The organism is Lysobacter sp. BMK333-48F3 (assembly GCF_019733395.1).
Taxonomy (GTDB): domain Bacteria; phylum Pseudomonadota; class Gammaproteobacteria; order Xanthomonadales; family Xanthomonadaceae; genus Lysobacter.
On the sequence record NZ_JAIHOO010000001.1, the window covers coordinates 4313660 to 4340079 of the forward strand.

General features: G+C 70.7%; 22 protein-coding genes. 17 read left to right on the forward strand and 5 right to left on the reverse strand.

Annotated features, from left to right (window positions below):
• Positions 1-107: 107 nt before the first annotated feature.
• Both K4L06_RS18610 and K4L06_RS18615 read right to left on the reverse strand, forming a co-directional pair.
• Positions 108-278, reverse strand: coding sequence for a hypothetical protein (locus K4L06_RS18610; protein WP_221672815.1), 171 nt, complete (start codon positions 276-278; stop codon positions 108-110).
• 431 nt (positions 279-709) lie between these two features.
• Positions 710-2233 (reverse strand): class II fumarate hydratase, encoded by a 1524-nt coding sequence (locus K4L06_RS18615; protein WP_221672816.1) that lies wholly within the window; start codon positions 2231-2233, stop codon positions 710-712.
• A 328-nt stretch (positions 2234-2561) separates the two neighbouring features.
• On the opposite strand from K4L06_RS18615, the gene purB reads away from it, so the two are divergent.
• From purB to K4L06_RS18685, 14 genes are all read left to right on the forward strand, one after another.
• Positions 2562-3938 carry an adenylosuccinate lyase gene (gene purB, locus K4L06_RS18620; protein ID WP_221672817.1) on the forward strand — a complete coding sequence of 459 codons (1377 nt, stop codon included), beginning with the start codon at positions 2562-2564 and terminating at the stop codon, positions 3936-3938.
• A gap of 365 nt (positions 3939-4303) precedes the next feature.
• Positions 4304-5221 carry a subclass B3 metallo-beta-lactamase gene (gene bla / locus K4L06_RS18625; protein ID WP_221672818.1) on the forward strand — a complete coding sequence of 306 codons (918 nt, stop codon included), beginning with the start codon at positions 4304-4306 and terminating at the stop codon, positions 5219-5221.
• A gap of 103 nt (positions 5222-5324) precedes the next feature.
• Complete coding sequence (locus tag K4L06_RS18630; RefSeq protein WP_221672819.1) at positions 5325-5723, forward strand: VOC family protein; 399 nt, start codon at positions 5325-5327, stop codon at positions 5721-5723.
• 209 nt (positions 5724-5932) lie between these two features.
• Positions 5933-7381: a lipase family protein gene (locus tag K4L06_RS18635; protein WP_221672820.1), complete on the forward strand. Its 1449-nt coding sequence runs from the start codon at positions 5933-5935 to the stop codon at positions 7379-7381.
• A 196-nt stretch (positions 7382-7577) separates the two neighbouring features.
• Positions 7578-8390, forward strand: coding sequence for an ankyrin repeat domain-containing protein (locus K4L06_RS18640; protein WP_221672821.1), 813 nt, complete (start codon positions 7578-7580; stop codon positions 8388-8390).
• Between the two features lie 54 nt (positions 8391-8444).
• The gene (locus tag K4L06_RS18645) at positions 8445-9692 is read left to right on the forward strand and encodes a cupin domain-containing protein (RefSeq protein WP_221672822.1); all 1248 of its coding nucleotides are present in this window, start codon (positions 8445-8447) and stop codon (positions 9690-9692) included.
• Entirely contained in the window at positions 9689-10594 is a 906-nt protein-coding gene (locus K4L06_RS18650) for a GNAT family N-acetyltransferase (RefSeq protein WP_221672823.1), read from the forward strand. Before K4L06_RS18645 ends, K4L06_RS18650 begins: the two co-directional genes overlap by 4 nt.
• 296 nt (positions 10595-10890) lie before the next feature.
• The gene (locus tag K4L06_RS18655; RefSeq protein WP_343225783.1) at positions 10891-13719 is read left to right on the forward strand and encodes a 2-oxoglutarate dehydrogenase E1 component; all 2829 of its coding nucleotides are present in this window, start codon (positions 10891-10893) and stop codon (positions 13717-13719) included.
• Positions 13720-13786: 67 nt separating this feature from the next.
• Positions 13787-14980: a dihydrolipoyllysine-residue succinyltransferase gene (sucB, locus tag K4L06_RS18660; RefSeq protein ID WP_221672825.1), complete on the forward strand. Its 1194-nt coding sequence runs from the start codon at positions 13787-13789 to the stop codon at positions 14978-14980.
• Between the two features lie 102 nt (positions 14981-15082).
• Positions 15083-16513, forward strand: coding sequence for a dihydrolipoyl dehydrogenase (lpdA, locus tag K4L06_RS18665; RefSeq protein WP_221672826.1), 1431 nt, complete (start codon positions 15083-15085; stop codon positions 16511-16513).
• Positions 16514-16733: 220 nt separating this feature from the next.
• Positions 16734-17327 (forward strand): TIGR00730 family Rossman fold protein, encoded by a 594-nt coding sequence (locus K4L06_RS18670; protein ID WP_221672827.1) that lies wholly within the window; start codon positions 16734-16736, stop codon positions 17325-17327.
• Positions 17328-17411: 84 nt separating this feature from the next.
• Positions 17412-18062 (forward strand): hypothetical protein, encoded by a 651-nt coding sequence (locus K4L06_RS18675; protein WP_221672828.1) that lies wholly within the window; start codon positions 17412-17414, stop codon positions 18060-18062.
• A gap of 232 nt (positions 18063-18294) precedes the next feature.
• Positions 18295-19287 carry a YhdH/YhfP family quinone oxidoreductase gene (locus K4L06_RS18680; protein ID WP_221672829.1) on the forward strand — a complete coding sequence of 331 codons (993 nt, stop codon included), beginning with the start codon at positions 18295-18297 and terminating at the stop codon, positions 19285-19287.
• A gap of 60 nt (positions 19288-19347) precedes the next feature.
• Positions 19348-19719 carry a response regulator gene (locus K4L06_RS18685; protein ID WP_064747881.1) on the forward strand — a complete coding sequence of 124 codons (372 nt, stop codon included), beginning with the start codon at positions 19348-19350 and terminating at the stop codon, positions 19717-19719.
• Positions 19720-19833: 114 nt separating this feature from the next.
• Here K4L06_RS18685 and K4L06_RS18690 read toward each other — a convergent pair whose 3' ends face one another.
• Positions 19834-20739 (reverse strand): DnaJ C-terminal domain-containing protein, encoded by a 906-nt coding sequence (locus K4L06_RS18690; protein WP_221672830.1) that lies wholly within the window; start codon positions 20737-20739, stop codon positions 19834-19836.
• A gap of 163 nt (positions 20740-20902) precedes the next feature.
• On the opposite strand from K4L06_RS18690, the gene K4L06_RS18695 reads away from it, so the two are divergent.
• Both K4L06_RS18695 and K4L06_RS18700 read left to right on the forward strand, forming a co-directional pair.
• Positions 20903-21379: a peroxiredoxin gene (locus K4L06_RS18695; RefSeq protein ID WP_221672831.1), complete on the forward strand. Its 477-nt coding sequence runs from the start codon at positions 20903-20905 to the stop codon at positions 21377-21379.
• Between the two features lie 105 nt (positions 21380-21484).
• Complete coding sequence (locus tag K4L06_RS18700) at positions 21485-22051, forward strand: DUF892 family protein (protein WP_221672832.1); 567 nt, start codon at positions 21485-21487, stop codon at positions 22049-22051.
• Positions 22052-22217: 166 nt separating this feature from the next.
• Here K4L06_RS18700 and K4L06_RS18705 read toward each other — a convergent pair whose 3' ends face one another.
• Positions 22218-22820, reverse strand: coding sequence for an NAD(P)H-dependent oxidoreductase (locus K4L06_RS18705; protein WP_221672833.1), 603 nt, complete (start codon positions 22818-22820; stop codon positions 22218-22220).
• A 130-nt stretch (positions 22821-22950) separates the two neighbouring features.
• On the opposite strand from K4L06_RS18705, the gene K4L06_RS18710 reads away from it, so the two are divergent.
• Positions 22951-23616: a hypothetical protein gene (locus K4L06_RS18710; protein WP_221672834.1), complete on the forward strand. Its 666-nt coding sequence runs from the start codon at positions 22951-22953 to the stop codon at positions 23614-23616.
• A 262-nt stretch (positions 23617-23878) separates the two neighbouring features.
• Here the strand turns inward: K4L06_RS18710 and pbpC are convergent, their stop codons facing one another.
• Complete coding sequence (gene pbpC, locus K4L06_RS18715) at positions 23879-26296, reverse strand: penicillin-binding protein 1C (protein WP_221672835.1); 2418 nt, start codon at positions 26294-26296, stop codon at positions 23879-23881.
• Between the last annotated feature and the right edge of the window lie 124 nt (positions 26297-26420).

The following is a 26420-nucleotide window of genomic DNA, read 5'->3' on the forward strand; positions in this document are numbered from 1 at the left end:
CGACGGACCCGGCCCGGGCCGGCCGCGCGCCGGCGCGCAAACGCCGCCGAAGCCGGCGGCGCGGATTCGTCCGGAGGGCCTCGGCCCTCCGGACGGACCCAGCTCGCTCAGCCCGCCGCGCGGGCGTCGTCGGCCGCCGGCGCCGCGGCGGGCGCGGCCTGCGCGCTGAGATCGACATGGATCTCATCGCCTTCCGGCTCGAGCTGCGGGTTGCAGGCGGTGGTGCCGACGAGCAGCGACAGGACGGCGGCGTAGCGCAGCAAATGGGTGGATTTCATGAGCGAAGCTCCTGGTTATGGCGACCGGATCGAGTCCGGGGGTCGGGGGAAAATCGCCCGCGCGGCAGATACGGCGCCGTTCGGGCGAAAAGCATAAACCGCAAAGATAACCCGGCCGTTGCGCATCGATTACCGCTCAATAACCGATCGCCGACGCCGTGCTTCCGCGGCGGGCCCGGCGGCTTGCGCCGCCGGATCGGCGCCTGCGCCGGGGCCGGCGTAGACGCGCGAGTGTGTCACGACGGCCGGCCCGGCGGCGGTTCCATCCGCGTCCGGTCCTGCGCCGCCGGGGTCGAGTTTATCCGCGCCAGTGCCTGCGAATATCCCCCCTTGCGTGCGGCGAGGATATCCAAGCGGCGGTAATGGAAAATACCACCTGAGTCGCGAAACTAAATCTCCGAACATTTTCCGATAAAGGCCGTCGGGCACATTCAGCCGCCGGCGCCGCCCCCGCCGGCCTGGATTCCGCCGCGGGTCAGCGCGGCCGGGTCGAGCAGCCGGCGCAGTTGTTTCTCGCTCAGGCCGCTGTCCTCCAGCGCCACCTCCAGCACCGGCCGGCCCTCCTTGTAGGCGCGCTTGGCGATCGCCGCGGCCTTTTCGTAGCCGATGATCGGATTGAGTGCGGTGACCAGGATCGGATTGCGGTCCAGCGCTTCGCGCACCCGCTCCTCGCGCACCCGCAGCCCGGCGATCGCGCTGTCGGCGAGCAGGCGCATCGCGTTGCCGAGCAGGCGGATCGAATCGAGCAGGTCGTAGGCGATCAGCGGCAGCATCACGTTGAGCTGGAAATTGCCGCTCTGCCCGGCCACGGTGATCGCGGCGTGGTGGCCCACGACCTGGGCGCAGACCATCGCCAGCGCTTCGGGAATCACCGGGTTGACCTTGCCCGGCATGATCGAGCTGCCCGGCTGCAGGGCCGGCAGTTCGATCTCGCCCAGGCCGGCCAACGGACCGGAGTTCATCCAGCGCAGGTCGTTGGAGATCTTGCTCAGCGCCACCGCCAGCGCGCCGAGCTGGCCGGACAGTTCGACCGCGTCGTCCTGCGCCGCCAGGCCTTCGAACTTGTCGCCGGCCGACTCGAAGCGGGTGCCGGTCGCCGCCGACAAGGCCTTGGCCATGGCCTTGCCGAAGCGCGGATCGGCGTTGATGCCGGTGCCGATCGCGGTGCCGCCGATCGGCAGCCGGCGCAGCCGCTTGAGGCTGTCCTCGATGCGCTGCTGCGCCGAGTCCAGCTGCGCCGCCCAGGCGCCGAACTCCTGGCCGAAGGTCAGCGGCATCGCGTCCATCAGATGGGTGCGGCCGGTCTTGACCACCTTGGACAGCTCGCGCGCACGGCGCTCGATGGTCTTGCGCAGATGCGCCAGCGCCGGCAGCAGGGTCTCCACCGTCGCCAGCTGCGCCGACACCCGGATCGCGGTCGGGATGACGTCGTTGGAGCTCTGGCCGAGGTTGACGTGGTCGTTGGGGTGGATCGGCTGGCGGCCGCTGCGCGAAGCCAGGGTGGCGATGACCTCGTTGGCGTTCATGTTGCTCGAGGTGCCCGAGCCGGTCTGGAACACGTCGATCGGGAACTGCGCGTCGTGCTCGCCGGCGGCGACCTGCGCGGCGGCGGCGCGGATCGCCGCAGCCTGGGCCTTGCCGAGCAGGCCGAAGCCGCCGTTGACCTCGGCCGCGGCGCCCTTGACCAGGGCCAGGGCGCGGATGAACTCGCGCGGCATCGGCACGCCGGAGATCGGGAAGTTCTGCACCGCGCGCTGGGTCTGCGCGCCCCACAGGGCCTGCTCGGGGACGCTGAGCTCGCCCATGCTGTCGTGTTCGATGCGGAAGCCCGCCGCGGCCTGGGCCGTCTTGCCGGCCGTCTTGCCGGCTTTCCCGCCGCGGGCCGCTTTCGTGCCCGGCGCCTTGTCCTGCTTGCCGGCCGCGCCCGCGGCCGGGGTCTTGCGTTTGCTCGCCATTGCCAACTCCATTGAGTCGTGGGGGAGACGCGCCGCCTGCGCCGCGCGTCGTGTCGATCGGATCGCATCGACTCGCTTCAAGACCGGCCGTAAGGGGGCGGTCGTGAACGAGGTCGTCGTGCTGGCATCGGATTCCGCTGGCGGGCGCCATCATCGCCGCGGCATCGGCGGGCGTCGAGTGCGTGCGCGCTTGACGCCCGATTCGGCCTGTCGGCGGTCCGTCCGCGGCCCCTCGCCGGCCCCGTCGTGGGGCCGGCGTCGGCGGCTGCGGGCGGCGCGGGCCGCGCAGGGGGTAGAATGGCGGACTGTTTCCTCCCCGCTGCGTGCCATGTCCGCCGACCCCAAGACCACCCTGCTCGCCCTGTCCCCGCTCGATGGCCGCTACGCCGGCAAGGTCGACGCGTTGCGGCCGATCTTCTCCGAATTCGGCCTGATCAAGGCCCGCGTCAAGGTTGAGGTGGAGTGGCTGCTGGCGCTGGCCAACGAACCGGGCATCGTCGAGCTGGCGCCGTTCTCCGAGGCCGCGGCCGCGCGCCTGCGCCTGCTCGCCGACGAGCTGTCGATCGAGGACGCGGCGCGGGTTAAGGAGATCGAGCGCACCACCAACCACGACGTCAAGGCGGTCGAGTACCTGATCAAGGAGCGGCTGAAGGACGACGCCGAGCTCGGCCCGGCCCTGGAATTCGTCCATTTCGCCTGCACCAGCGAGGACATCAACAACCTCAGCTACGCGCTGATGCTCAACCAGGCCCGCCAGCACGTGTTGCTGCCGCGCCTGGACGAGCTGATCCAGAAGCTGCGCGCGATGGCGCACGAGTACGCCGCGCTGCCGATGCTGTCGCGCACCCACGGCCAGACCGCCTCGCCGAGCACGGTCGGCAAGGAGATCGCCAACGTGGTCGCGCGCCTGCAGCGCCAGGGCGAAACCCTGGCCGGGGCGCAGATGCCGGGCAAGATCAACGGCGCGGTCGGCAACTACAACGCCCACCTCTCGGCCTACCCGGACATCGATTGGCCGGCGTTCTCGCAGCGCTTCGTCGGCTCGCTGGGCCTGGACTGGCAGCCCTACACCACCCAGATCGAACCGCACGACGGCATCGCCGAACTCTGCGACGCCCAGCGCCGCATCGACACCATCTGCATCGATCTGTGCCGCGACGTCTGGGGCTACATCTCGCTGGGTTATTTCAAGCAGGCGGTCAAGGCCGGCGAAGTCGGCAGCTCGACCATGCCGCACAAGGTCAACCCGATCGACTTCGAGAACGCCGAGGGCAACTTCGGCATCGCCAACGCGCTGTTCGAGCATTTCACCGCCAAGCTGCCGATCAGCCGCTGGCAGCGCGACCTGACCGACTCGACCGTGCTGCGCGCGCTCGGCACCGCCTTCGGCCACGCCCTGATCGGCCTGGACGCCCTGCAGCGCGGGCTGGGCAAGCTCAGCGCCAACCCCGAGCGCCTGGCCGCCGACCTGGACGCGTCCTGGGAAGTGCTGGCCGAGGCCGTGCAGACGGTGATGCGCCGCCACGGCCTGCCCAACCCCTACGAACAGCTCAAGGCGCTGACCCGCGGCCAGGGCATCAACGAGGCCTCGATGCGCGAATTCATCGCCTCGCTGGACCTGCCGGCCGAGGCCAAGCAGCGCCTGCTGGCGATGACCCCAGGCAGCTACACCGGCCTGGCCGAGCAGCTCGCGCGCGAGATCTGAGCGCAGCCGCCGCTTCCCTGAGGCGATGCGGACGCCTCCGGTAGGAGCGGCGCAAGCCGCGACCGCGGGCTTGCGGACAGCGGCGCGGCACGCGGTCGCGACTCGCGTCGCTCCTACCCGGAGGCGGCGCGGCCTCGCCTACTGTAGGAGCGGCGTGAGCCGCGACCGTCGACGAGGGCGGATACCACGTCGGCATCCGAAGCCAGCGGCAACCGGTCGATCCGGCTTCGGGACAGGTCGCTTGCGTTCGTCGCTTCGGCTGTCGCGGCTCACGCCGCTCCTCCAAAAGAACAAACCCGGCGGTTTCGCTGCGCGGCCCGATCGAACATAGTGGCTGACCCTGTGCTGACGTCCGAGATCCGCCGATGCGATTGCGTGCCGGTTTTTCCGCCGCCTCCCTGCTCTGCCTGTTGACCGCCTGCGCCGCGCACGCGCCGGCCAAGCCCGACCCGAGCGCCGGCCCGGCCTTCGCGCCCTGCGAAGCCGATCCGGACTGGAACCAGCCGACCCAGCCGCGACGCATCCACGGCAACACCTGGTATGTCGGCACCTGCGGCCTCAGCGCGGTGTTGATCACCTCCGCGCAGGGTCATGTGCTGATCGACGGCGCCAGCGAACGCGGCGGCCCGCTGATCGAGGCCAGCATCCGTGCGCTCGGCATCGACCCGCGCCAGGTCCGCTACCTGCTCAACTCGCACGAACACAACGACCACGCCGGCGGCCTGGCCCATCTGCAGCGCGTCACCGGCGCGACCGTGGTCGCGCGCGCGCCGGCGATCGCGGCGCTGCAAAGCGGCAAGGGCGACCGCAGCGACCCGCAGTTCCTCAGCGTGTCGCGGTTCGCGCCGGTGCGCGCGGTGCAGCGCATCGGCGACGGCGACACCCTGCGCCTGGGCCCGATCGAGCTGACCGCGCACGCCACGCCCGGCCACACCCCCGGCGGCACCAGTTGGAGCTGGCGCGCCTGCGACGAGGCCGGCGACTGCAAGGCGATCGCCTACGCCGACAGCCTCACCCCGCTCACCGACGAGGCCTATAGATATAGCGACGAGGCCGCGCATCCGGGCGTGCTGGCGGCGTTCCGGCGCAGCATCCAGACCGTCGCCGACCTGCCCTGCGACATCCTGGTCACCCCGCATCCGAACGCCAGCAACCTGCTCGCGCGCCTGGACGCGCCGGGCCCGGCGCCGCAGGGCACGGCCAGCTACTGCCGGGCCTACGCCGCGTCCGGCAACGGCAAGCTCGAGGAACAGCTGCGCAAGGAAGCCGCCCCGGCGCCCTGAGCGCGAGCCTGCACGCCGCGCCCGGACCGGCGCGGCGCGCATCGCCACGCCGCCTTAGCGCCGCGCTGCGCACACTCGGGCCTCACGCCTGCGGAGCCAGCCGATGCAGCAACTGATCAATATCGATGTGCCCGACCTGGACGCCGCGCTGGCGTTCTACACCCGCGCCTTCGGCCTGCACATCGGCCGCCGTCTCGGTGCGGACGCGATCGAACTGCTCGGCGGCGCCGCGCCGATCTATCTGCTGCGCAAGCCCGAGGGCTCGCCGGCGGCCGGCGACGAGACCCGCCGCTACGCCCGCCATTGGTCGCCGATCCATCTCGACGTGGCGGTGACCGACCTCGACGCGGCCCTGGCCAGCGCCCTGGCCGCCGGCGCGCGCCAGGAAGGCCGGATCCGCAGTGCGAACTGGGGCCGGATCGTCGCCATCGCCGATCCGTTCGGCCACGGCTGGTGCCTGCTGCAATTCCTCGGCCGCGGCTACGACGAAATCACTGGTTGAAGCTGCGCCGGCTGAAGCTGCACCGGCTGGAGCTGCGCCGACTGGAGCTGCGCTGGCCGGGCTGCGCTGGCTGAAGCTCGCCGGCGAGGACGCGCCGGCCGCAGCGGGCGCCTAGGGTCGGCCCTAGCTCGGGTCGCTCCGGATGGCGGACCGGCGCAGGCTGTGGCGAGATTCGGGCAGCCCGTCTCATCCCGCTCGCCGAGGCCGCCATGTCTTTCGTCAGCGATATCGCCGGTACCGTCAGCCGCGTCGTCGAGCAGTTGCTGCAACGCGAACCGCCGCCGCCCCCGCCGGCGCTGAGCGCCGAACAGATCCAGGCCCGCGCCGATGCGGCGACCTCCGACCCGCAGCAGCGCGAGCTGCTGGTGCAGGGCTACACCCAGGCCCAGCAGGATCGCGACGGCGCGCTGTGGCAGCAGACCGAGCAATTGCAGACCCTTTACCACGACCGCGAGGTACTGACCCTGAGCCGTTCGCTGGGCGCCGACGACAGCGTGCCGGAGGGCTGGCAGCGCGCCAGCGATGCGCAACTGGCGCAGTACGGGCTCAGCGCCGAGCAACTGCATCCGCAGGGCTCGGGCTTCAACGCGCAATTGTTCATTCCCGACCCGGCGGTGTTCGGGCCGGACGCGGCGCCGGTGCTGCAGTTCGAAGGCACCGATTTCGGCGACCTGGAAGACGTCAACGCCGACGTCGCCCAGGCAATCGGCAACGACGAGGCCTATTACAACCAGGCCATCGACATCGCCCAGTCGGTCGCCGAGCACGGCGGCGACGACGTGGTCTTCAGCGGCCACTCGCTCGGCGGCGGCCTGGCCACCGCCGCGGCCCTGGTCACCGGCAACCGCGGCGTGGTGTCCAACCCGGCCGGCGTGCATCCGGCCACGGTCGAGGCCGCGCTGGCCGAACGCGGCCTGAGCTTCGAGCAGGCCGACGGCAACATCACCACCTACGCGGTCGACGGCGACCTGCTGACCGAGCTGCAGGCGGCCACCAGCGGCCTGTCGGCCGACAACGCCGACGGCTTCGCCGCGATCCTCAACGGCGTCGGCCTGGCGGCGAACCGGTTCCAGGACGAGGTCCGCCTGCCGACCGACGCCACCGCCGAGGGCGTGCTCAACCTGCCCGATGCGGTCGGGCGCCGGGTGACCCTGGACGCCACCGACGAACAGGGCGATCCGCGCCCGGACATCGTCTCGCTGGAAGACACCATCGACGGGATCAACGCCGCCTCCGACCAGTTGCCGATCGGCGAACTCGGCGACGTGGCCGAGACCGTCGGCGACGGCGGCGGCCTGTTCGGCGATATCGTCGGCGGCTTCGGCGACCTGGTCGACAGCGGCACCGAATTCATCGACGAACATCTGCCCGGCCCGGCCGGCGCGATCGTCGGCGCGTTCGGCGACGGCGTGGAGACCCTGGGCGACGGCATCGAATCGCTGGGCGATCTGGTCGAGCAAGGCGGCGACCTCGCCGCCGACGCGACCGACGCGATCGAGACCGGCGTCGCCACCGCGCTCGAGGCCGGGCTGGAGCCCGACACCATCCCGAGCGTGCTGGAAATGGTCGACCGGCACAGCTTCGGCGTATTCGACGATTCCATGGCCAGCCACATCGGCGAGCAGGAAGCGGCGCTGCGCGAACGGCTGGGGCAGTGACAGCCGCGGCCCCGTCTGCACCGCGCCTTGCCGCGTTCGCGCCGATACTGACGGAATGCACTGCCGGCATGCCGTCCGCATCCTTAGCGCCGCCGAGCGCATCCGCTGGCTGTGGCCGGCGCTACTGCTGGGCCTGAGCGCCTGCGCCGAGCGCGCCCCCGCCGCCCTCCCTCATTCCGCCGCCGAGCCCACCGCAATGACCGCCACCCCGCACCTGGAGCAGCATTTCAGCGGCCCCGAACTGGCCCTGGCCGAAGCCGCCGCGGCCGGTCGCCGCGACGAAGTGCTGCGCCTGGCGAGGGAAGAGCGCGCCGACCCCAACGCGGTTTCGCCCGGCGGCCTGCCCTTGCTGGCCTGGCCGATCCTGCATGGCAACGCCGAGGGTGCGGCCGCCCTGCTCGACGCTGGCGCCGACCCCAATCGCGCCGTGCCCGCGCTCGGCACGGTGATGGTCTGGGCGGCCAAGGCCGAGCGGCCGGAGCTGCTGCGCACCCTGCTCGAACACGGCGGCGACCCCGATGCGCACGACCTGGACCGCCAGCCCTTGACCCGGGTCGCGGCGCTGGCCGGGCATTGGGACAACGTGCGCCTGCTGATCGAACACGGCGCGCAAGTCGACGCGGTCGCCCACGACCGCCGCGGCGACACCTTGCTGGCCTATTACTCGCGCGGCCAGTTCGACAAGGCGCACTGGCTGTTGGAACGCGGCGCGGACCCCGGCCATCGCCTGGACCACGCCGCCGACCCGCAGCGTGTCGGCGCCCAGCCGGTGGTCGAGAACGTCTACTGGTGGCCGGTCGACGCCGGCAAGTTTCCGCAGTTGGCGCAGTGGCAGCAGCGCTGCCAGGCCCTGCTCGCCGCGCGCGGCCTGCGCCTGCCGCAGGAGCCGGCGCATCTTGCCCGGCTGCGCGCCGCCCAGGGCGGCGCCGGCGCCGCGCCCGCGCGCGACCTCGGCGAGGAGATCGAGCGCCGCGAACGCGAACTGGGCCAGGCCCTGCCGCAACGCTGAGGCCCCGACCCGGGTAACGGTCGCGGCGGCGGCATTGGCGTAGACTTCGCGCCCATGCGACCGCTCCCCCTCGAAATAGACGCCGCGCGACGCCCGCCGTTGGGCATGTCCGCCGCGGTTTTCCTGCGCGATTACTGGCAAAAACGCCCGCTGCTGATCCGCAACGCCTTCCCCGGCTACCGCTCGCCGATCCAGCCCGAAGACCTGGCCGGCCTGGCCTGCGAAGACGGCGTGCTGGCGCGGCTCATCCAGCACGACCGCGCCAGCGATCGCTACTCGCTGCGCCACGGCCCGTTCGACGAAGCCGAGTTTCCCGGCCTTCCGACCCAGGACTGGACCTTGCTGGTGCAGGACGTCGACAAATGGGACGCCGACGTCGCCGCGCTGTTGCCGGCGTTCGATTTCCTGCCGCGCTGGCGGATCGACGACATCATGGTCTCCTTCGCCGCGCCGGGCGGCTCGGTCGGCGCCCACACCGACCAGTACGACGTGTTCCTGCTCCAGGCCCAGGGCCACCGGCGCTGGCAGATCGACGCCCGCCCCGGCGCGCCGCAGGATTTCCGCCCCGACGCCGAGCTCAAGCTGCTGCGCGAATTCGAGCCCAGCCACGACTGGGTGCTCGGTCCCGGCGACATGCTCTACCTGCCGCCCGGCGTGCCCCACCACGGCGTCGCCGAGGACGCCTGCCTGACCTTCTCGGTCGGCATGCGCGCGCCGTCCGCGGCCGAGCTGATGGGCGACTACATCGACACCCTCGCCGCAGAGGCCGACGAAAGCCTGCGCTACGCCGATCCGGACCTGGCGCCGCCGCGCGACCCCAACGAGATCGACGCCACCGCGATGGGCCGGGTGGTGGAAGCGTTGAACGTGCTGCGGATGAACGATCCCGACCGCCTCGGCGACTGGTTCGGCCGCTTCATCACCGTCTACCGTGCCGCCGGCGAGGTCTCCGCGGGCGGCGCGCCGGCGCGCTCGCGGATCGAGATCGAATGGGACCTGGAGCGCGGCGCCGGCCTGTGGCGCCACCCCTGGTCGCGGATGGCCTGGCGCCGCGCCCACCGCCGCGGCTCCGCCGCGCGGCTGTACGTCAGCGGCCAGGAATTCGCCCTGCCCGCGCGCGACGCCCAGGCCCTGGCCGGCGCGGCCGAACTCGACGCCGCGGCCTACTCGGCCTTGTCCGAGGCCGGGCGCGAGTGCGTGCTGGCGCTGATCGCCGGCGGCCATTACCGGCTCGGCCTGGACGAAGACGAAGATCAAGACGAGGCCGACGCCGGCCCGGACGGGGACGGAGAAGAACAATGAGCGCCGGGTTCCGGGTGGTCGAGGTCGAGGACTACGCCGCCGCCCTGCCGGCCCTGCGCGCAGTGCGCGAGGCGGTGTTCGTGCAGGAGCAGCAGGTCCCGGCCGAGCTGGAACACGACCTCGCCGGCGACCCGCAATGCCGGCACGTGCTGGCCCTGGACGCGCAGGACCGCCCGATCGGCACCGGCCGGCTGACCCCGGACCGGCGCATCGGCCGGCTCGCGGTGCTGGCCGCCTGGCGCGGCCGCGGCGTCGGCGAGGCCCTGCTGCAGGCCTTGATCGCCCAGGCCGCGGCGCTGGGCTGGCGCCGGCTGAACCTGCACGCACAGGCGCCGACGGTCGGCTTCTACGCCCGCCAGGGCTTCCTGCCGCACGGCCCGCGCTTCTTCGAAGCCGGGATCGAACACCAGGACATGCAGCGCCAGCTCGACGGCCCCAGCCCGGTCGAGGACGCCGAGGCCGCCCTGGCGGCGCTGCTCGGCGCCGCCGCCGGCGCTCGCCGCGAGCTGTGGATCTACAGCCGCGAGCTCGACCCCGGCCTGCTCGACCGCCCCGAGGCTCTGGCCGCGCTGCGCCGGCTGGCCACCGACGGCGGCCGCAGCCGGATCCTGTTGCAAGACCCGCAGGCGCCGCAGCGCGCCCTGGCGCCGCTGCTGGGCCTGGCCCAGCGCCTGCCCAGCGGCTTCGAATTCCGCGCGATCGAGGAGCCGGTCGACCTGGACTACGCCTCGGCCTACCTGGTCAACGACCGCGACGGCTGGTACTTCCGCCCGCTCGGCCACCGCTACGACGGCGAAGCCCGGATCGACGGCGGCGCCCGCGCCCGCCAGTTGCGCGCGCACTTCCTGCCGGTCTGGGAGCGCGCCCGGCCCTGCAGCGAGTTCCGCGCCCTGGGGATTTGACGGTGATGGGCCCCAGTCCGCGAATCTGAGGCCCGGCTAAACCGCGCCGGCCGCCCGCGCCGCCGCGCCGCCCCGGCTTGAAAGCCGGCGACGGCCCCCAAACTCCAGCGCATTGCCGGAACGGTCCGTATCCCGCGCAGGGGCCGATAACGGCCCGAAACGGCCGCCTAGACGTAAGTAGTTATGCCGCTGGCCTTAACACTACCGTTATACTTCCGATTCTTATGAGCGCCGACCGCCGCCCGCGTGCGCGCGACGCCGCTTCCGAACCTCCCCCTGAGTTTCCCGATGCCATCGTGGACAGTCTCCTGAAGCAGTTTTCGCAGTCCTCGCAACTCGGCGCCAACGCCGCCTTCATCGAAGACCTGTACGAGCAGTACCTGGTCGATCCCGACAGCGTCGGGCCCAAATGGAAAGCCTATTTCGACGGCTTCAAGGGCCGCGAAGCCGGCGATGTCCCGCATTCGGCGGCGATCGAGAGCATCGCCGCGGCCGGCCGCGCCGCCTCGCGCGGCGTGGTCACCGCCGCGGCCGGCGGCGGCAGCGACGAGCGCGAGCGCGCGGTCGGCAAGGTCATCACCGCCTACCGCTCGCGCGGCCACCTGGCGGCCAACATCGACCCGCTGGGCCTGCTGCAGAAGCCCGACGCGCCGGACCTGGCGCTGGGCTTCCACCGCCTGTCCGAAAGCGACACCGGCAGCGAGTTCTCCACCGGCGGCGTCGCCGGCAAGGAACGGATGAAGCTCGGCGACCTGCTCGCCCTGCTCAAGGCGACCTACACCGGCCCGATCGGCGCCGAGTTCATGCACATCGCCGATGCCGAGCAGCGCCGCTGGATGTACGAGCGCCTGGAAGGCGCCGGCGGCAAGTTCGGCCGCACCGCCGAGGACAAGAAGCGCATCCTGGAGCGGCTGACCGCGGCCGACGGCCTGGAGCGCTACCTGGGTACCAAGTACGTCGGCCAGAAGCGCTTCTCGCTGGAAGGCGGCGACGCGCTGATCCCGCTGATGGACGTGACCATCCGCCGCGCCGGCGAACAGGGCGTGCAGGACGTGGTCATCGGCATGGCCCACCGCGGCCGCCTCAACGTCCTGGTCAACACCCTCGGCAAGCCGCCGCGCAAGCTGTTCGACGAGTTCGAAGGCAAGTTCGACCACGACGAGCACGCCCACACCGGCGACGTGAAGTACCACATGGGCTTCAGCGCCGACGTCGCCACTCCGGGCGGCCCGGTCCACCTGGCCCTGGCGTTCAACCCCTCGCACCTGGAAATCGTCAACCCGGTGGTCGCCGGCAGCGTGCGTTCGCGCCAGACCCGCCGCGGCGACAAGGGCCGCGCCCAGGTCCTGCCGATCCTGCTCCACGGCGACGCCGCGTTCGCCGGCCAGGGCGTGGGCATGGAACTGTTCCAGATGTCGCAGGCGCGCGGTTTCGCGGTCGGCGGCACGGTCCACGTGGTGATCAACAACCAGGTCGGCTTCACCACCAGCGAGCGCCAGGACGCCCGCTCGACCCTGTACTGCACCGACGTGGCCAAGATGGTCGGCGCGCCGATCCTGCACGTGAACTCCGACCACCCCGAAGCGGTTGTGTTCTGCGCCGAGCTGGCGCTGGACTTCCGCCAGCGCTTCGGCCGCGACGTGGTCATCGACCTGGTCTGCTACCGCCGCCACGGCCATAACGAGGCCGACGAGCCGGCGGCGACCCAGCCGCTGATGTACCAGGTGATCCGCAAGCACAAGACCCCGCGCGAGCTCTACGCCGAGCAGCTGGTCGCCGAAGGCACGCTCAAGGCCGACGAGGCCCAGGCCCTGGTCGACCAGTACCGCGACAAGCTCGACGCCGGCGCGGTCACCACCGAGCTGGTCGAGGTCAAGCCCGACGAGTTCACCATCGACTGGTCCAAGTACCTGTCGGGCAAGCTCAGCGACGCGGTCGACACCAAGTTCGAGCGCAGCAGGCTCGATGCCCTGGCGGTCGAGATCAACGCCGTTCCGGACAGCGTCAAGCTGCATCCGCGCGTGGCCAAGATCTACGAAGACCGGCGCAAGATGGCCGCCGGCGAACAGGCCGGCGATTGGGGCTTCGCCGAGAACCTGGCCTACGCCACCCTGCTCAGCGAAGGCTACAAGCTGCGCCTGGTCGGCCAGGACAGCGGCCGCGGCACCTTCTTCCACCGCCATGCGATCCTGCACGAGCAGAGCACCGACGAGTACGTCATGCCGCTGCGCCGTCTGGTCAAGAACCCGACCGACGTGACCATCATCGACTCGCTGCTGTCCGAGGAAGCGGTGATGGCGTTCGAGTACGGCTACTCGACCGCTGATCCCATGACCCTGGACATCTGGGAAGCGCAGTTCGGCGACTTCGCCAACGGCGCCCAGGTGGTGATCGACCAGTTCCTGTCCTCGGGCGAGGCCAAGTGGGGCCGCCTGTGCGGTCTGGCCCTGTTCCTGCCGCACGGCTACGAGGGCCAGGGCCCCGAGCACAGCTCGGCGCGCCTGGAGCGCTTCCTGCAGCTGTGCGCGCTGGAGAACATGCTGGTCTGCGCCCCGACCACCCCGGCCCAGGCCTACCACATGATCCGCCGGCAGATGCGCATGAGCACGCGCAAGCCGCTGGTGGTGATGACGCCCAAGTCGCTGCTGCGCCACAAGCTGGCGGTGTCGAGCCTGGACGAACTGGCCAACGGCGAGTTCCAGCACCTGATCCCGGACAACGCGGCCAACGCCAAGAAGGTCAAGCGCGTGGTGCTGTGCTCGGGCAAGGTCTACTACGACCTGTTCGAACAGGCGCAGAAGGACGGCCTGGACGACGTCGCCCTGGTCCGCGTCGAGCAGCTCTACCCGTTCCCGCGCGAAGCCCTCGCCGCCGAGCTCAAGCGCTTCAGCGCCGCCAAGGACGTGGTGTGGTGCCAGGAAGAGCCGCAGAACCAGGGCGCGTGGTATCAGATCCGCCACCACCTCAGCGCCTGCCTGGCGCCGAAGCAGGCCCTGCACTACGCCGGCCGCGCCCGTTCGCCGTCGCCGGCGGCCGGCCATCTGGCCGACCACGTCGCCGAGCAGGCCAAGCTGGTCGCCGACGCGCTGGTCAATTCGCTGCAAGGAGAGTCCAGCGCCGAATAAGGCGCTGGTTCTTCGAGTCGTACCCCTTACGCATACCCACATACAAGCAATCCAGGATGCCTGCCCCATGAGCACCGAGATCAAAGTCCCCGTCCTTCCCGAGTCGGTCTCCGACGCCACGATCGCGACGTGGCACAAGAAGCCGGGCGATGCGGTCAAGCGCGACGAGAACCTGGTCGATCTGGAAACCGACAAGGTCGTGCTCGAAGTGCCCTCGCCGGTCGACGGCGTGCTCAAGGAAATCAAGTTCGAGGAAGGCGCGACCGTGACCAGCCAGCAGCTGATCGCGATCGTCGAGGCCGGCGCCGTCGCCGCCGCCGCGCCCGCCGCTCCGGTTCAGGCCGCAGCCGCCCCGGCCCCGGCCAAGACCGAAGCCGCCAAGCCGGCCGCTCCGGCCGCCGCCTCGGCCAACGACCAGCTGCCGCCGGGCGCGCGCTTCGCCGCCAACGTCCAGGGCGTCGACGCCGCCCAGGTCGAAGGCACCGGCCGCAAGGGCGCGGTGACCAAGGAAGACATCGTCAACTACGCCAAGTCCGGCGGCGTCGGCGCGGCCGCCGGCCTGCGTCCGGAAGAGCGCGTGCCGATGACCCGCATGCGCGCCCGCATCGCCGAGCGCCTGATGCAGTCGAAGAACTCGATCGCCATGCTGACCTCGTTCAACGAAGTCAACCTGGGCAAGGTCATGGCCATGCGCAAGGAGCTGGGCGAGACCTTCGAGAAGGCCAACGGCGTCAAGCTGGGCTTCATGAGCTTCTTCGCCAAGGCCGCGGCGAACGCGCTGCAGCGCCATCCGATCGTCAACGCCTCGGTCGACGGCAACGACGTCATCTACCACGGCTACTCCGACATCTCGATCGCCGTGTCGACCGACAAGGGCCTGGTGACCCCGGTCCTGCGCAACGTCGAGCGGATGGGCTTCGCCGACATCGAGAAGGCCATCGGCGACTACGCCAAGAAGGCCCGCGACGGCAAGCTGGCGCTGGAAGACCTGCAGGGCGGCACCTTCACCATCACCAACGGCGGCACCTTCGGCTCGCTGATGTCGACCCCGATCGTCAACCCGCCGCAGTCGGCCATCCTCGGCATGCACGCGATCAAGGAACGCGCCATCGTCGAGAACGGCCAGGTCGTCGCCGCGCCGATGATGTACATCGCGCTGTCCTACGACCACCGCATCATCGACGGCAAGGACGCGGTGCTGTTCCTGGTCGACATCAAGAACCAGCTGGAAAACCCGCACCGCATGCTGCTGGGAATGTAAGAAGCCGGGAATAGGGAATGGGGAATAGGGAATCGCAAGAGCCCGCCCCGTTCCCGCCTTTCCGATTCTCGATTCCCCATTCCCCATTCCCGTGAGCGAAGCATGAGCGAACAACAACAATTCGACGTAGTCGTCATCGGCGCCGGTCCGGCCGGCTACCACGCCGCCATCCGCGCCGCCCAGCTCGGTCTGAAGACCGCCTGCATCGACGCCGCGCTGGGCAAGGACGGCAAGCCGGCCCTGGGCGGCACCTGCCTGCGCGTGGGGTGCATTCCGTCCAAGGCGCTGCTCGACAGCTCGCGCCAGTTCTGGAACCTGCAGCACCTGTTCGGCGAGCACGGCATCAGCGCCGACAACGCCAAGATCGACGTCGGCACCATGGTCGGTCGCAAGGACAAGATCGTGAAGCAGTTCACCGGCGGCATCGCGATGCTGTTCAAGGCGAACAAGGTCACCCCGTACTACGGCTTCGGCACCCTGCATCCGGGCAACGTGGTCAAGGTCAAGCAGCACGACGGTTCCGAGGTCGAGCTCAAGGGCACCAACGTCATCCTCGCCGCCGGCTCGGATTCGATCGAGCTGCCGTTCGCCAAGTTCGACGGCGACAAGATCGTCGACAACGTCGGCGCGCTGGACTTCACCGCGGTGCCCAAGCGCCTGGGCGTGATCGGCGCCGGCGTGATCGGCCTGGAACTGGGCAGCGTGTGGAAGCGCCTCGGCGCCGAGGTCACCATCCTGGAAGCCCTGCCCGACTTCCTCGCCGTCGCCGACGCCGAGGTCGCCAAGACCGCGGCCAAGGAATTCAAGAAGCAGGGCCTGGAGATCAAGCTCGGCGCCAAGGTTTCCAAGGCCGAGGTCAAGGGCGATGAAGTCCACCTGACCTACAACGACGGCAAGGCCGACCAGCAACTGGTCGTGGACAAGCTGCTGGTGGCCGTCGGCCGCCGCGCCGCGTCCAAGGGCCTGCTCGCCGACGGCACCGGCGTGAAGCTCAACGAGCGCGGCCAGATCGAAGTCGACGATCACTGCCACACCGGCGTCGACGGCGTCTGGGCGATCGGCGACTGCGTGCGCGGCCCGATGCTGGCGCACAAGGGCTTCGAGGAGGGCATCGCCGTGGCCGAACTGATCGCCGGCCTACCGGGCCACGTCAACTTCGACACCATTCCGTGGGTGATCTACACCGAGCCGGAAATCGCCTGGGTCGGCCGCACCGAGCAGCAGCTCAAGGCCGACGGCGTGCCGTACAAGACCGGCAGCTTCCCGTTCGCGGCGATCGGCCGCGCGGTGGCCATGGGCGAGCCGGCCGGCTTCGTCAAGGTCATCGCCCATGCCGAGACCGACCGCGTGCTCGGCCTGCACCTGGTCGGCGTCGGCGTCTCCGAGCTGGTCCACGAAGGCGTGCTGACCATGGAGTTCAAGGGCTCCGCCGACGACCTCGCCCGCATCTGCCACGCCCACCCGACCCTGTCGGAAGCGATCCACGACGCGGCGATGGCGGTCGACAAGCGCGCGATTCACAAGGCGAATTAAGCCGGGAATCGGGAATGGAGAATCGGGAATCGGAACAGCGCGACGCGCTAGTCCGGTTCCCGATTCGCTTTTGGGGCTTGGGATCGGGAATGGGGAATCGGGAATAGGGAATCGCAAGAACCCTTCTCGATCCACCCGCCCACTCCCCCCGGATCTTTCCCGCACTCGGCTCTTACGACTCCCGACTCCCGATTCCCGATTCCCCATTCCCGGCTCCACGATGAAAACCCTCTGCGTCTACTGCGGCTCCAACTCCGGCTCCAAGCCGATCTACACCGAACGGGCGATGGCGCTCGGCCATCGCCTGGCCCAGGACGGCATCGCCCTGGCGTACGGCGGCGGCAACGTCGGCCTGATGGGCGTGGTCGCCGATGCCGTGCTCGAAGGCGGCGGCCAGGTGATCGGGGTGATCCCGCAGCAACTGGTCAACTGGGAAGTGGCGCATCGCGGCCTGAGCCAGTTGGAGATCGTCGGCTCGATGCACGAGCGCAAGCAGCGCATGTTCGACCTCGCCGACGGCTTCGTCGCCCTGCCCGGCGGCTTCGGCACCCTCGACGAGATGTTCGAGATGCTGACCTGGCGCCAGCTCGGCATCGGCAACAAGCCCTGCGCCTTCCTCGACATCGACGGCTTCTATACGCCGCTGATGGGCATGCTCGACCGCATGGTCGCCGAGCGTTTCCTGCATCCGGACCAGCGCCAGGACCTGTGGCACGGCGACGACATCGAGGCCATGCTGGACTGGATGCGCGGCTACCAGCCGGCGTCCTCGAGCAAGTGGATGGACGAGAAGCGCCGCAACGCGCTGCGCTAAGCTGCAGCGTCCGCCCCGGCCGGAACCGCGCGGACCCGCCGCGCGAACCGGCCCGGGCCTATTCGGATACAGGAGTGCCCGACCATGCGCGCGATCTCAGCGCCGCTCGCCTTGCTGACCCTGTCCCTGCTGTGCGCCTGCCACCCGGCATCGCGCGGCGGCGCCAGCGCGATGGAGGACACCATCGTCGAGGTCGAACGCGACGGTGGCGGCGACGGCAGTCCGGTCTATCGCCTGCGCATCGACGGCAACGGCATCGCCCTGTTCGGCGCGCGCGATTTCACCGGTCGCCATCCGCTGCGCCAGTCGACCGGCGAAGTCGCGGCCGTGCACCAACTCGACGAGGCCCAGCATGTCGCCCTGGTCGGGCTGCTGCACTCGCAGGCCTACGCCGCCTTGGCGCCCCGCTATGAAGCCGCCGTCTCCGACGGGCCCAGGACCACGATCACGGTGTCCACACCCGCGGGCGTGCGCCGCGTGACCCGCTATGCCGTCGCCTGCCTGCGCGACAGCCGCGAACCGCAGGCGTTGCCCGCCACGACCGTCCATGCCGGCTCGCGCTTCGTGCCGGACGTGTTCTGCGAGGCCGTCGACCTGATCGAGAACGCCAGCTGCGCCGGCTACTGGTCGGCGCAGACCCGGCCGCCCGCCGATCGCGACGATCCGCGCCTGTCGCCGCCGCCACGCTGCCGCCTGCCGACCCAGCGCGGCGCCGGCGCGGCACCGATTCTCTGATCCGCAGGCTGTTCGATCCGCAAGGCGCCGAGCGGGCCTGCCGTTGCGCCGCTGCGCCTGCCGGCGCGCACACCGGCCCGCGCGCCGGCGAGGCTTTGCCGGCACGGGCGGAACCGAACGCGCGCGCGCGCTCCGCGACGCCTGCCCCGATCGCTCCGGCGCGCTCGGCTATCATCGCGCTTCTCTCTCGCCCGCGGCCGCAGCGCCGCGCGCCATCGGACGGACCGACGCCATGCCCCTGCCCGCCTCGTTCAACGCCTTCCGCATCCACAACGACGCCGCCGGCTACCGCGGCGGCATCGAAGCGGTCGGCATCGACGACCTCGCGCCCGGCGAGGTGGTGATCAAGACCGCCTATTCCTCGATCAACTACAAGGACGCCCTGGCCGGCACCGGCGAAGGCAAGATCCTGCGCCGCTTTCCGCTGGTCGGCGGCATCGACGTCGCCGGCCACGTGGTCGCCTCGACCGATCCGCGCTTCAAGGAAGGCGATGCGGTGCTGACCACCGGCTGCGGCCTCAGCGAGACCCGCGACGGCGGCTACAGCGAGTACGCGCGGCTGGAAGCGCAGTGGACGATCGCGCTGCCGCCCGGGTTGAGCCTGCGCGAGAGCATGATCCTCGGCACCGCCGGCTTCACCGCCGCGCTGGCCCTGCACCGCATGCTCGACAACCGCCAGACCCCGGAACTGGGCCCGCTGGCGGTGACCGGCGCCAGCGGCGGGGTCGGTTCGCTGGCGCTGGACATCTTCAGCCGCGCCGGCTTCGAGGTGCATGCGATCAGCGGCAAGGCCGATCAGGCCGATTACCTCAAGAGCATCGGCGCCAGCCAGGTGCTCGGCCGCGACGCCCTGCAGACCGCGCGGCCGATGGAATCGGCGCGCTTCGGCGGCGGCCTGGACAACGTCGGCGGGCCGATGTTGGCCAGCCTGCTGGCGCAGACCGCGCCCTACGGCAACGTCGCCACCGCCGGCCTCGCCGCCAGCCACGAGTTGGCGACCACGGTGATGCCCTTCATCATCCGCGGCGTGTCCCTGCTCGGGGTGGCCTCGGCCGGCACCGCGCGCGAGATCCGCGACGAGATCTGGCAGCGCCTGGGCAGCGACTGGAAGCCGCGCCACCTGGAGCGGATCCGCACCCGCGAAGTGCCTTTGAGCGGGTTGGCCGAGGTCTTCTCCGGCATGCTTTCGGGCGGTTCGCTGGGCCGGACCCTCGTCGTGATCTAGTTGGCATTGCAGCGGCGCGGCGCGTCGTTACAATCGGCCGCAGATATTTGGGGGAATCACATGGCGCGCATTCTGATCGTCGACGACTCGCCGTCCCAGCTGATGGGCATCCGTCGCATCGTCGAAAAACTGGGGCACGAGGCCTTGACCGCGGAAGACGGCGCCGCCGGCGTCGAGGCGGCCAAGCGCGAGCTGCCCGACCTGATACTGATGGACGTGGTGATGCCCAACCTCAACGGCTTCCAGGCCACGCGCTCGATCTGCCGCGAGCCGACCACCAAGCACATCCCGATCGTGCTGGTCACCACCAAGGACCAGGACACCGACCGCGTCTGGGGCATGCGCCAGGGCGCCAAGGCCTATATCACCAAGCCGTTCAGCGAAACCGACCTGTCGGAAATCATCGGCCAGCTGCTGCCGTCGGCGGCCTGAACGGGCGACCAGCGCCAGCGCTGCGCGCAGCTCGCGATACAGAAAAGTCCCGGCCGTAGCCGGGATTTTTCGTTTCCGTCGCGCATCGCGCGGCGGCGACCTGCCGCGGCGCGCTCAGTCCCGCCGCCATTCCTCGCCGAACGCGGCGCGCAGGCCCTCGTAGGCGTCGCGCTGGGCCTCGTTGTCGGGCTTGGGCGCCAGCACTTCCAGTTCGACGATCTGGTCGCCCGAGGGGCTACCGGGCAGGCCGCGGCCGCGCAGGCGCAGCTTGCGTCCGGCTTCGGAGGCGGCGGGGATCTTCAGTTCGACCGCGCCGCCCAGGGTCGGCACGCTGATCGTGGCGCCGAGCGCGGCCTCCCACGGCGCCAGCGGCAGCACGTGGACCACGTTGCGGCCGTCGACTTCGAACTGCGGATGGGCGGCGTATTCGATCTCCAGCAGCAGGTCGCCGTGCGCGCCCTGGCCGGCCAGGCGGATCAGCTGGCCCGGCCGGATGCCCTTGGGCACGCGCACGTCCAGGGTCTTGTTGTTGACCGAAATGCGCACGCTGCCGCCGTCGTAGACGGTTTCCAGCGACACCGCCAGCTTGGCCCGGGTGTCGCCGCGCGGCGGCGCGCTGCGCCCGGCCTGGCCGGCGAAACCGCCGCCCGCCGAACGGCCGCGGCCGAACAGGTTCTCGAAGAAGTCGCTGAAACCGCCGCCCGCGCCGCCGCCGGCGAAGATCTCCTCGAAATCGACCCCGCCGCCGCCGTAGCCGCCGCCGAACCCGCCCGGCGGCGGCTGCACTTCGTCGCCGGGGCGGTAGCCGCGCGCGCGCAACTGATCGTAGGCGGCGCGCTTGGCCGGGTCGCGCAGCGCCTCGTAGGCCTCGTTGACGGCCTTGAACTTGTCCTCCGCGCCGGCCTCCTTGCTGACGTCGGGGTGGTACTTGCGCGCCAGGCGCCGATAGGCCGTCTTGATCTCGGCCTCGCCCGCGCTCGGCTCCAGGCCGAGGGTTTCGTAATAATCCTTGAACTGCATCGCTCGCTCCCGACTCGCAACCGCCAGCGCCGGCGTACTGAACTCACGCCGCCTTGACGCATCATTAAGCGGACAGCATGGCGGCGCCGGGCGCGATTTCAAGTCGCCTTGACGCGGCATTAGCGCCGCCTGCCTAGACTCGACCCCATCACAGGAGAAACCCATGAGCATCCAGGTCGGCGAACGCCTGCCCGAAGTCGTACTCAAGCGCATCAACGACGGCGTCGAGAGCGTGGACACCCGCGCCCTGTTCGACGGCCGCAAGGCCGTGCTGTTCGCCGTGCCCGGCGCTTTCACCCCGACCTGTTCGGAAAAGCACCTGCCCGGCTTCGTCGAGCACTTCCAGCAGTTCCGCGACAAGGGCATCGAAGTGGCCTGCATGGCCGTCAACGACCCCTTCGTCATGCAGGCCTGGGCCAAGAGCCAGCACGTGCCCGACGGGCTGATGATGCTGTCCGACGGCAACGGCGATTTCACCCGCGCGCTCGGCCTGGAACTGGATGCCAGCGCCTACGGCATGGGCATCCGCGCCAAGCGCTTCGCCCTGTACGCCGAAGACGGCGTGGTCAAGCAACTCCACGTCGAGGCGCCCGGCGAATACAAGGTGTCTTCGGCCGAGCACCTGCTCGCATCGATCTGACCCGGTCCGCGGCCGCGCGACCGGTTCGCGCGGCCGCCGTACTTCCTTCCCACCCTTGCACGCCGAGGTCCACCGCCCCACTTCCCCCACCGCCAGGAGGCCGCCATGCCTGCCAAGCCCATGCGCAAGAACGACGCGTCCGCGTTCGTCACCGACCTTGCGACCATCCGCGCCCGCGCCCGCCAGCACATCGAGGACGGCGCGATCACCGCCAGCTACACCGCCGACCGCGGCGCGGTGATCAAGCTGCTCAACGAAGCCCTGGCGACCGAGATCGTCTGCGTGCTGCGCTACAAGCGCCACTACTTCATGGCCAGCGGCCTGATGGCCGACGCGGTCAAGGCCGAATTCCTCGAGCACGCCAACGAAGAGCAGGCCCACGCCGACCGCATCGCCGAGCGGATCGTGCAACTGGGCGGCGAGCCCGACCTCAACCCCGACGTGCTGTCCAAGCACGCCCACGCCGAGTACGTCGAAGGCAGCGACCTGCGCGACATGGTCAAGGAGGACCTGGTCGCCGAACGCATCGCCATCGACAGCTATCGCGAGATCATCCGCTTCGTCGGCGACCGCGACACCACCACCAAGCGGCTGATGGAAGACATCCTGGCCCAGGAAGAGGAGCACGCCGACGAACTGGCCGACCTGCTCGACGGCTGGACCGGCAAGTAAGCGCCCCTGTAGGAGCGATGTCCGACGGGATTTCTTCCGGTCGCAAGCGGCGGCCGCCGAGGCGGCGTATGCAAGCGACCTTTCCGCAGCCCGGGTCGTTGGCGAGTTCTGTCGCTGCCGGGCTTCGGATGACACGCTGTCGAACACCGCTTCGGTTGGTCGCGGCTCACGCCGCTCCTACAAGAGCCTGCTCGGCGAACAGGCCGCGGCCGAGTTCGAACGCGGTCTGCAGCTGCGCGGCGGCCTCTTCCGGGCTGGTGTGCAGCAGCAACTCCGAGGTCCGCACCTGCGCGCCGCAGTAGTCGAAGATGCCATGGTCGATCTGGGTCTTCATCGCCGCCTCGTATCCGTGCTTGGCGTAGGTGCGTCGGCCGGCGCCGCCCACGCCGATCAGGTGCACCTTCAGCCGCTGCAGCTGCTTGACCACCCGGCCGTCGGCCTCGTCGTAGGCCCAGCCGTTGGCGAACACACGATCGACCCAGCCCTTGAGCAGCGCCGGCATCGACCACCAGTACACCGGAAACACCAGCGCCAGGGCGTCGGCGCGGTCGATTCGCGCCTGTTCGGCGAGCACGTCGGCCGGCGCGTCCTCGCGCCGATAAAAACCCTCGATGTCGCCGGCGTTGAAGCGCGGGTCGAAGCCTTCGGCGGCCAGGTCGGCGGTTTCGGCGCGGTGGCCGGACTCGGCCAGGCCGGCGGCGAGGCGGGCGGCGACGGCGTGGGTCAGCGATTGCGGGTCGGGATGAGCGACGACGATGAGAGCTTGCATGAGATGTCCTGAGTTGAAATTACCAAAGGTAACTTACCTTAAGTAGGCTACGATTGGTACATTTCCCCGTCGAGACTCGGATTCGGACCGATTGGCGTCGCCTGCCCCCTGGCCGCCTAGACTGCGCGGCATGGACCGACAAAGCGAAATCGCCCGCCTGCGCCAACGCCTGGAACGCGACCACTGGCCGCGCCTGCAGATGAGCCTGATCGTGCTGCTGACCGGCGCGGTCGGCTTCCTGGTCTCCTACGCCCTGCTCGCCGCCGGCGTCGACGCTATGGCGCTGCGCTATCCGCTCGCCGCCGCCGGGGCCTATCTGGCCTTCCTCGCCCTGCTCTGGACCTGGGCGCGGACCCGCGAACACGATGCCTGGAGCGAAGCCGACCCGACCGAGATCGGTTTCGACGCGGGCAACGGGCGGCCGGCGGCGCAAACCGCGGACGCCGGCGACGGCGATTGGGATCTGTCCGCGGCCGACGCCGGCGACGAAGCGGCCTGGGTCGTGGCGGCGCTGGCCGTGGCGCTGTGCGCCGTGCTCGCCGCGCTGTGGGTGATCTGGATCGCGCCGGCCCTGATGGCCGAGCTGATCCTCGACGTCGCCCTGGCCGGCGGCCTGTACCGGCGCCTGCGCCGGATCGAAACCTCGCATTGGCTGAGCACGGCGCTGCGCCGCACCGCCTTGCCGTTCCTGATCATCGCCGCGATCGCCGCCGGCGCCGGCGCGGCGGGCGCCGCTTATGCGCCGGGCGCGCAGACCTTCGGCGATATGCTGGCGGTCTGGCACGGCGCGGGTTGAGCGCCTACGCGCCATATCGGCGGCCAGCCCCCAAGCCGACGATGTTGCCCATGTAGGAGCGGCGTGAGCCTCGACCACCGCAGCGACGGACGAAAGCGCGGCCTCCGAAGCCGGGGCCGTCGATGTGTTTCGGCATGTTCCGAGGCGTGCCGACGGTTCGGGCCTCGGTCGCAACACTGGCGTACACCACTGCGGTTGTCGCGGCTTATGACCGAAGGAAATCCGGTGGTACCCCGCTCCTACAACAATCTCGGCGTCGCGCTCAGCGCAGCACCTTGAACCGCACCCGCGACCAGGCGCCGGTATCGGCCAGCGCGGTCAGCACGTGCTCGCCGGGTTCGCCGAAGTCGTGTTCGAAACGTCCCCTGCCCTGCGATTCGCCGATCAGGCGGCCGTCGAGCAGCCAGCGCACCCGCGCGTCGCTGCCGAGCGCGCGCACCGACAGCCGCAGCGGCGCCTGGCTGCCGGGCGCGCGCGCCAGCGTGGCCTGGTCGTCGATGCCTTCGATGCGCAATTCCTCGACCGCGTCGCGGCCGTCGTCGCTGCAGTCCGGCGCCAGCGCCGGCAGCTGCGAGGCGCGGCGGGTCTGCGCCGGCAGCCAGGGCGAGGCCAGCGCCGGCCAGCGGGCGATTTCGCGCGCTTCGCGACGGTGCGGCCGCGCGCATTCGGCGGACAGGCGCAGGCCGCTGTCGGCGTCGGCTTCGAAACGCTCCACGCCCGCGCTCCACAGCCGCGCATCGCGTTCGGCGAAGGTCGGCGGCACCGAGCCGTCCAGGGTCCAGGCCTGCATCCGGCGCTGGCACAGCCCCGGCGCCTGCGGGTCCGGCGGCAGGCCCAGCGGCCAGCAGACTTCGATCTGCTCGACCCCGCGCGGCGGCGGGCGCAGTGCGGCATCGCCGCGCTGGCGCGGCAGGCTGTCGACCACTTCGAACAGCAACGGCAAAGCGGTGACCGCGCCGTACTGGCCCGGCAGCGGGGTGCCGTCCGGCCGCCCGACCCAGACCCCGACCGTGTAGTGGCGCGTGCTGCCCAGGGCCCAGGCGTCGCGGAAGCCGTAGCTGGTGCCGGTCTTCCACGCCACTCGCGGCCGGCCCTGCGGATCGAAGGTCTGCTCGACGCTGCCGGGGCGCGGATTGGCCTCGAGAATCTCGCGCACGATCCAGGCCGCGCCCGGCGACAGCAGGCGCCGGTCCAGACGCGGCGCATCGGCGCGATAACGCACCCGGCCGGCGACGCCGTTGCGGTTGAACGCGGCATAGGCGCCGACCAGGTCCTCCAGGCGCGCGCCGGTGCCGCCGAGGATCATCGCCAGGTTCGGCGCGGCGCCGCGCGGCCAGTGCAGGTCGATGCCGGCATGGGCCAGGCGCGCGGAAAAACGCGACGGCCCGACCCGTTCCAGCAGATCCACCGCCGGCACGTTCAAGGACAGGCGCAGCGCGGTCGCCGCGCCGACCGGGCCGTTGAAGGCGGCATCGAAATTGCCCGGGCGATAGCCGCCGAAGGCCTGCGGCGCGTCGACGAACAGGCTTTCGGAATGGATCAGTCCGTCGTCCAGGGCCAATCCGTAGAGGAACGGCTTCAGGGTCGAACCCGGCGAGCGCCAGGCCTGGACCATGTCGACGTGGCCCAGCCGCGCCGCGTCGCCGAAGGTCACCGAACCGACGTAGGCGCGCGCTTCCAGGCTGGCGTTGTCGACCACCAGCAGCGCCGCCGACGTGCGCTCGGGCAAGGTCGAGAAGTACGCCGACACCCGGTCCTCGAGGGTGCGCTGCAATTCCAGGTCGACGGTCGAGACGATCCGCGCCGCCTTCGGGTCCTGGCTGCGCAGGCGTTGCGCCAGCAGCGGCGCGTAGCGCGGCGGCTGCAGCGAACGCGCCACCACCGGCTCGACCCTCGCATCGGCGACCTGCGCCGGCGTCCACACGCGCAATGCGGCCATCCGCGCCAGCACCTTGTCGCGGGCGATGCGCGCGCGCTCGGGCTCGCGGTCCGGACGCAGCCGGCTCGGCGACTGCGGCAGCACGGTCAGCAGCGCCGCCTCGGCGTGCGACAGACGCGCCGAGGGCTTGCCCAGATAAGCCCAGCTCGCCGCCTCCACCCCTTCGACGGTGCCGCCGAACGGCGCCCGGTCCAGGTACAAGGCCAGGATCTCGCGCTTGGACAGGTGCGCTTCCAACTGCAGGGCGCGCAGCACCTGACGCAGCTTGGCGCCGAGGCTGCGCCGGCCCTCGCCAGGACGCGCGTCGAGAATGCGCGCGACCTGCATGGTCAGGGTCGAGCCGCCCGACACCACCCGTCCGCTGCGCAGCCACTGTCCGGCCGCGCGCAGCATCGCCAGCGGATTGATGCCCGGGTGCTTCCAGAACCAGCGGTCTTCGTAGTTCAGCAGCGCCTGCAGGTACAGCGGCGACACCTTCGAGGCCTCGACCGGATAGCGCCACACGCCGTCGCGGTCGGCGAACGCGCGCAACGGCGTGCCGTCGGCGGCGACCACCACCGCGCCGGCGTCGCGCGGCTGCGGCAGCGGCAAGGGAAACAGCAGGTCGAGCAGCATCGTCGCGGTCAGTAACGACAGCGCCAGCAACAGCGTCTGCAGCAAACGCCGGCGCAGCCGCGTGCGGCGCGGCACGGCGGCTGCGCAAGCGGTATCGACGGCGGAAGCGGACGGCGCGGACGGCATGGCGAGTACGGCTGGGAGACAGGTCGACAGAGGGCGCGAAGCGAAGCGTACCGCCGAGCGGGACGGCGCGGCGCGCAACGCACGCAGAGCGACGGATTCGATCCGGCGCATCCGTCGGGCGAAC

What these genes read in the sequence shown, in the direction of transcription:
- pbpC (WP_221672835.1), bottom strand. Translation starts at nt 26,296, where the DNA reads ATGCCGTCCGCGCCGTCCGCTTCCGCCGTCGATACCGCTTGCGCAGCC.
- K4L06_RS18705 (WP_221672833.1), bottom strand. Translation starts at nt 22,820, where the DNA reads ATGCAAGCTCTCATCGTCGTCGCTCATCCCGACCCGCAATCGCTGACC.
- lpdA (WP_221672826.1), top strand. Translation starts at nt 15,083, where the DNA reads ATGAGCGAACAACAACAATTCGACGTAGTCGTCATCGGCGCCGGTCCG.
- K4L06_RS18695 (WP_221672831.1), top strand. Translation starts at nt 20,903, where the DNA reads ATGAGCATCCAGGTCGGCGAACGCCTGCCCGAAGTCGTACTCAAGCGC.
- K4L06_RS18650 (WP_221672823.1), top strand. Translation starts at nt 9,689, where the DNA reads ATGAGCGCCGGGTTCCGGGTGGTCGAGGTCGAGGACTACGCCGCCGCC.
- purB (WP_221672817.1), top strand. Translation starts at nt 2,562, where the DNA reads ATGTCCGCCGACCCCAAGACCACCCTGCTCGCCCTGTCCCCGCTCGAT.
- K4L06_RS18645 (WP_221672822.1), top strand. Translation starts at nt 8,445, where the DNA reads ATGCGACCGCTCCCCCTCGAAATAGACGCCGCGCGACGCCCGCCGTTG.
- K4L06_RS18615 (WP_221672816.1), bottom strand. Translation starts at nt 2,233, where the DNA reads ATGGCGAGCAAACGCAAGACCCCGGCCGCGGGCGCGGCCGGCAAGCAG.
- K4L06_RS18675 (WP_221672828.1), top strand. Translation starts at nt 17,412, where the DNA reads ATGCGCGCGATCTCAGCGCCGCTCGCCTTGCTGACCCTGTCCCTGCTG.
- K4L06_RS18630 (WP_221672819.1), top strand. Translation starts at nt 5,325, where the DNA reads ATGCAGCAACTGATCAATATCGATGTGCCCGACCTGGACGCCGCGCTG.
- K4L06_RS18640 (WP_221672821.1), top strand. Translation starts at nt 7,578, where the DNA reads ATGACCGCCACCCCGCACCTGGAGCAGCATTTCAGCGGCCCCGAACTG.
- K4L06_RS18635 (WP_221672820.1), top strand. Translation starts at nt 5,933, where the DNA reads ATGTCTTTCGTCAGCGATATCGCCGGTACCGTCAGCCGCGTCGTCGAG.
- K4L06_RS18680 (WP_221672829.1), top strand. Translation starts at nt 18,295, where the DNA reads ATGCCCCTGCCCGCCTCGTTCAACGCCTTCCGCATCCACAACGACGCC.
- K4L06_RS18685 (WP_064747881.1), top strand. Translation starts at nt 19,348, where the DNA reads ATGGCGCGCATTCTGATCGTCGACGACTCGCCGTCCCAGCTGATGGGC.
- K4L06_RS18710 (WP_221672834.1), top strand. Translation starts at nt 22,951, where the DNA reads ATGGACCGACAAAGCGAAATCGCCCGCCTGCGCCAACGCCTGGAACGC.
- K4L06_RS18610 (WP_221672815.1), bottom strand. Translation starts at nt 278, where the DNA reads ATGAAATCCACCCATTTGCTGCGCTACGCCGCCGTCCTGTCGCTGCTC.
- K4L06_RS18700 (WP_221672832.1), top strand. Translation starts at nt 21,485, where the DNA reads ATGCCTGCCAAGCCCATGCGCAAGAACGACGCGTCCGCGTTCGTCACC.
- K4L06_RS18690 (WP_221672830.1), bottom strand. Translation starts at nt 20,739, where the DNA reads ATGCAGTTCAAGGATTATTACGAAACCCTCGGCCTGGAGCCGAGCGCG.
- K4L06_RS18670 (WP_221672827.1), top strand. Translation starts at nt 16,734, where the DNA reads ATGAAAACCCTCTGCGTCTACTGCGGCTCCAACTCCGGCTCCAAGCCG.
- bla (WP_221672818.1), top strand. Translation starts at nt 4,304, where the DNA reads ATGCGATTGCGTGCCGGTTTTTCCGCCGCCTCCCTGCTCTGCCTGTTG.
- sucB (WP_221672825.1), top strand. Translation starts at nt 13,787, where the DNA reads ATGAGCACCGAGATCAAAGTCCCCGTCCTTCCCGAGTCGGTCTCCGAC.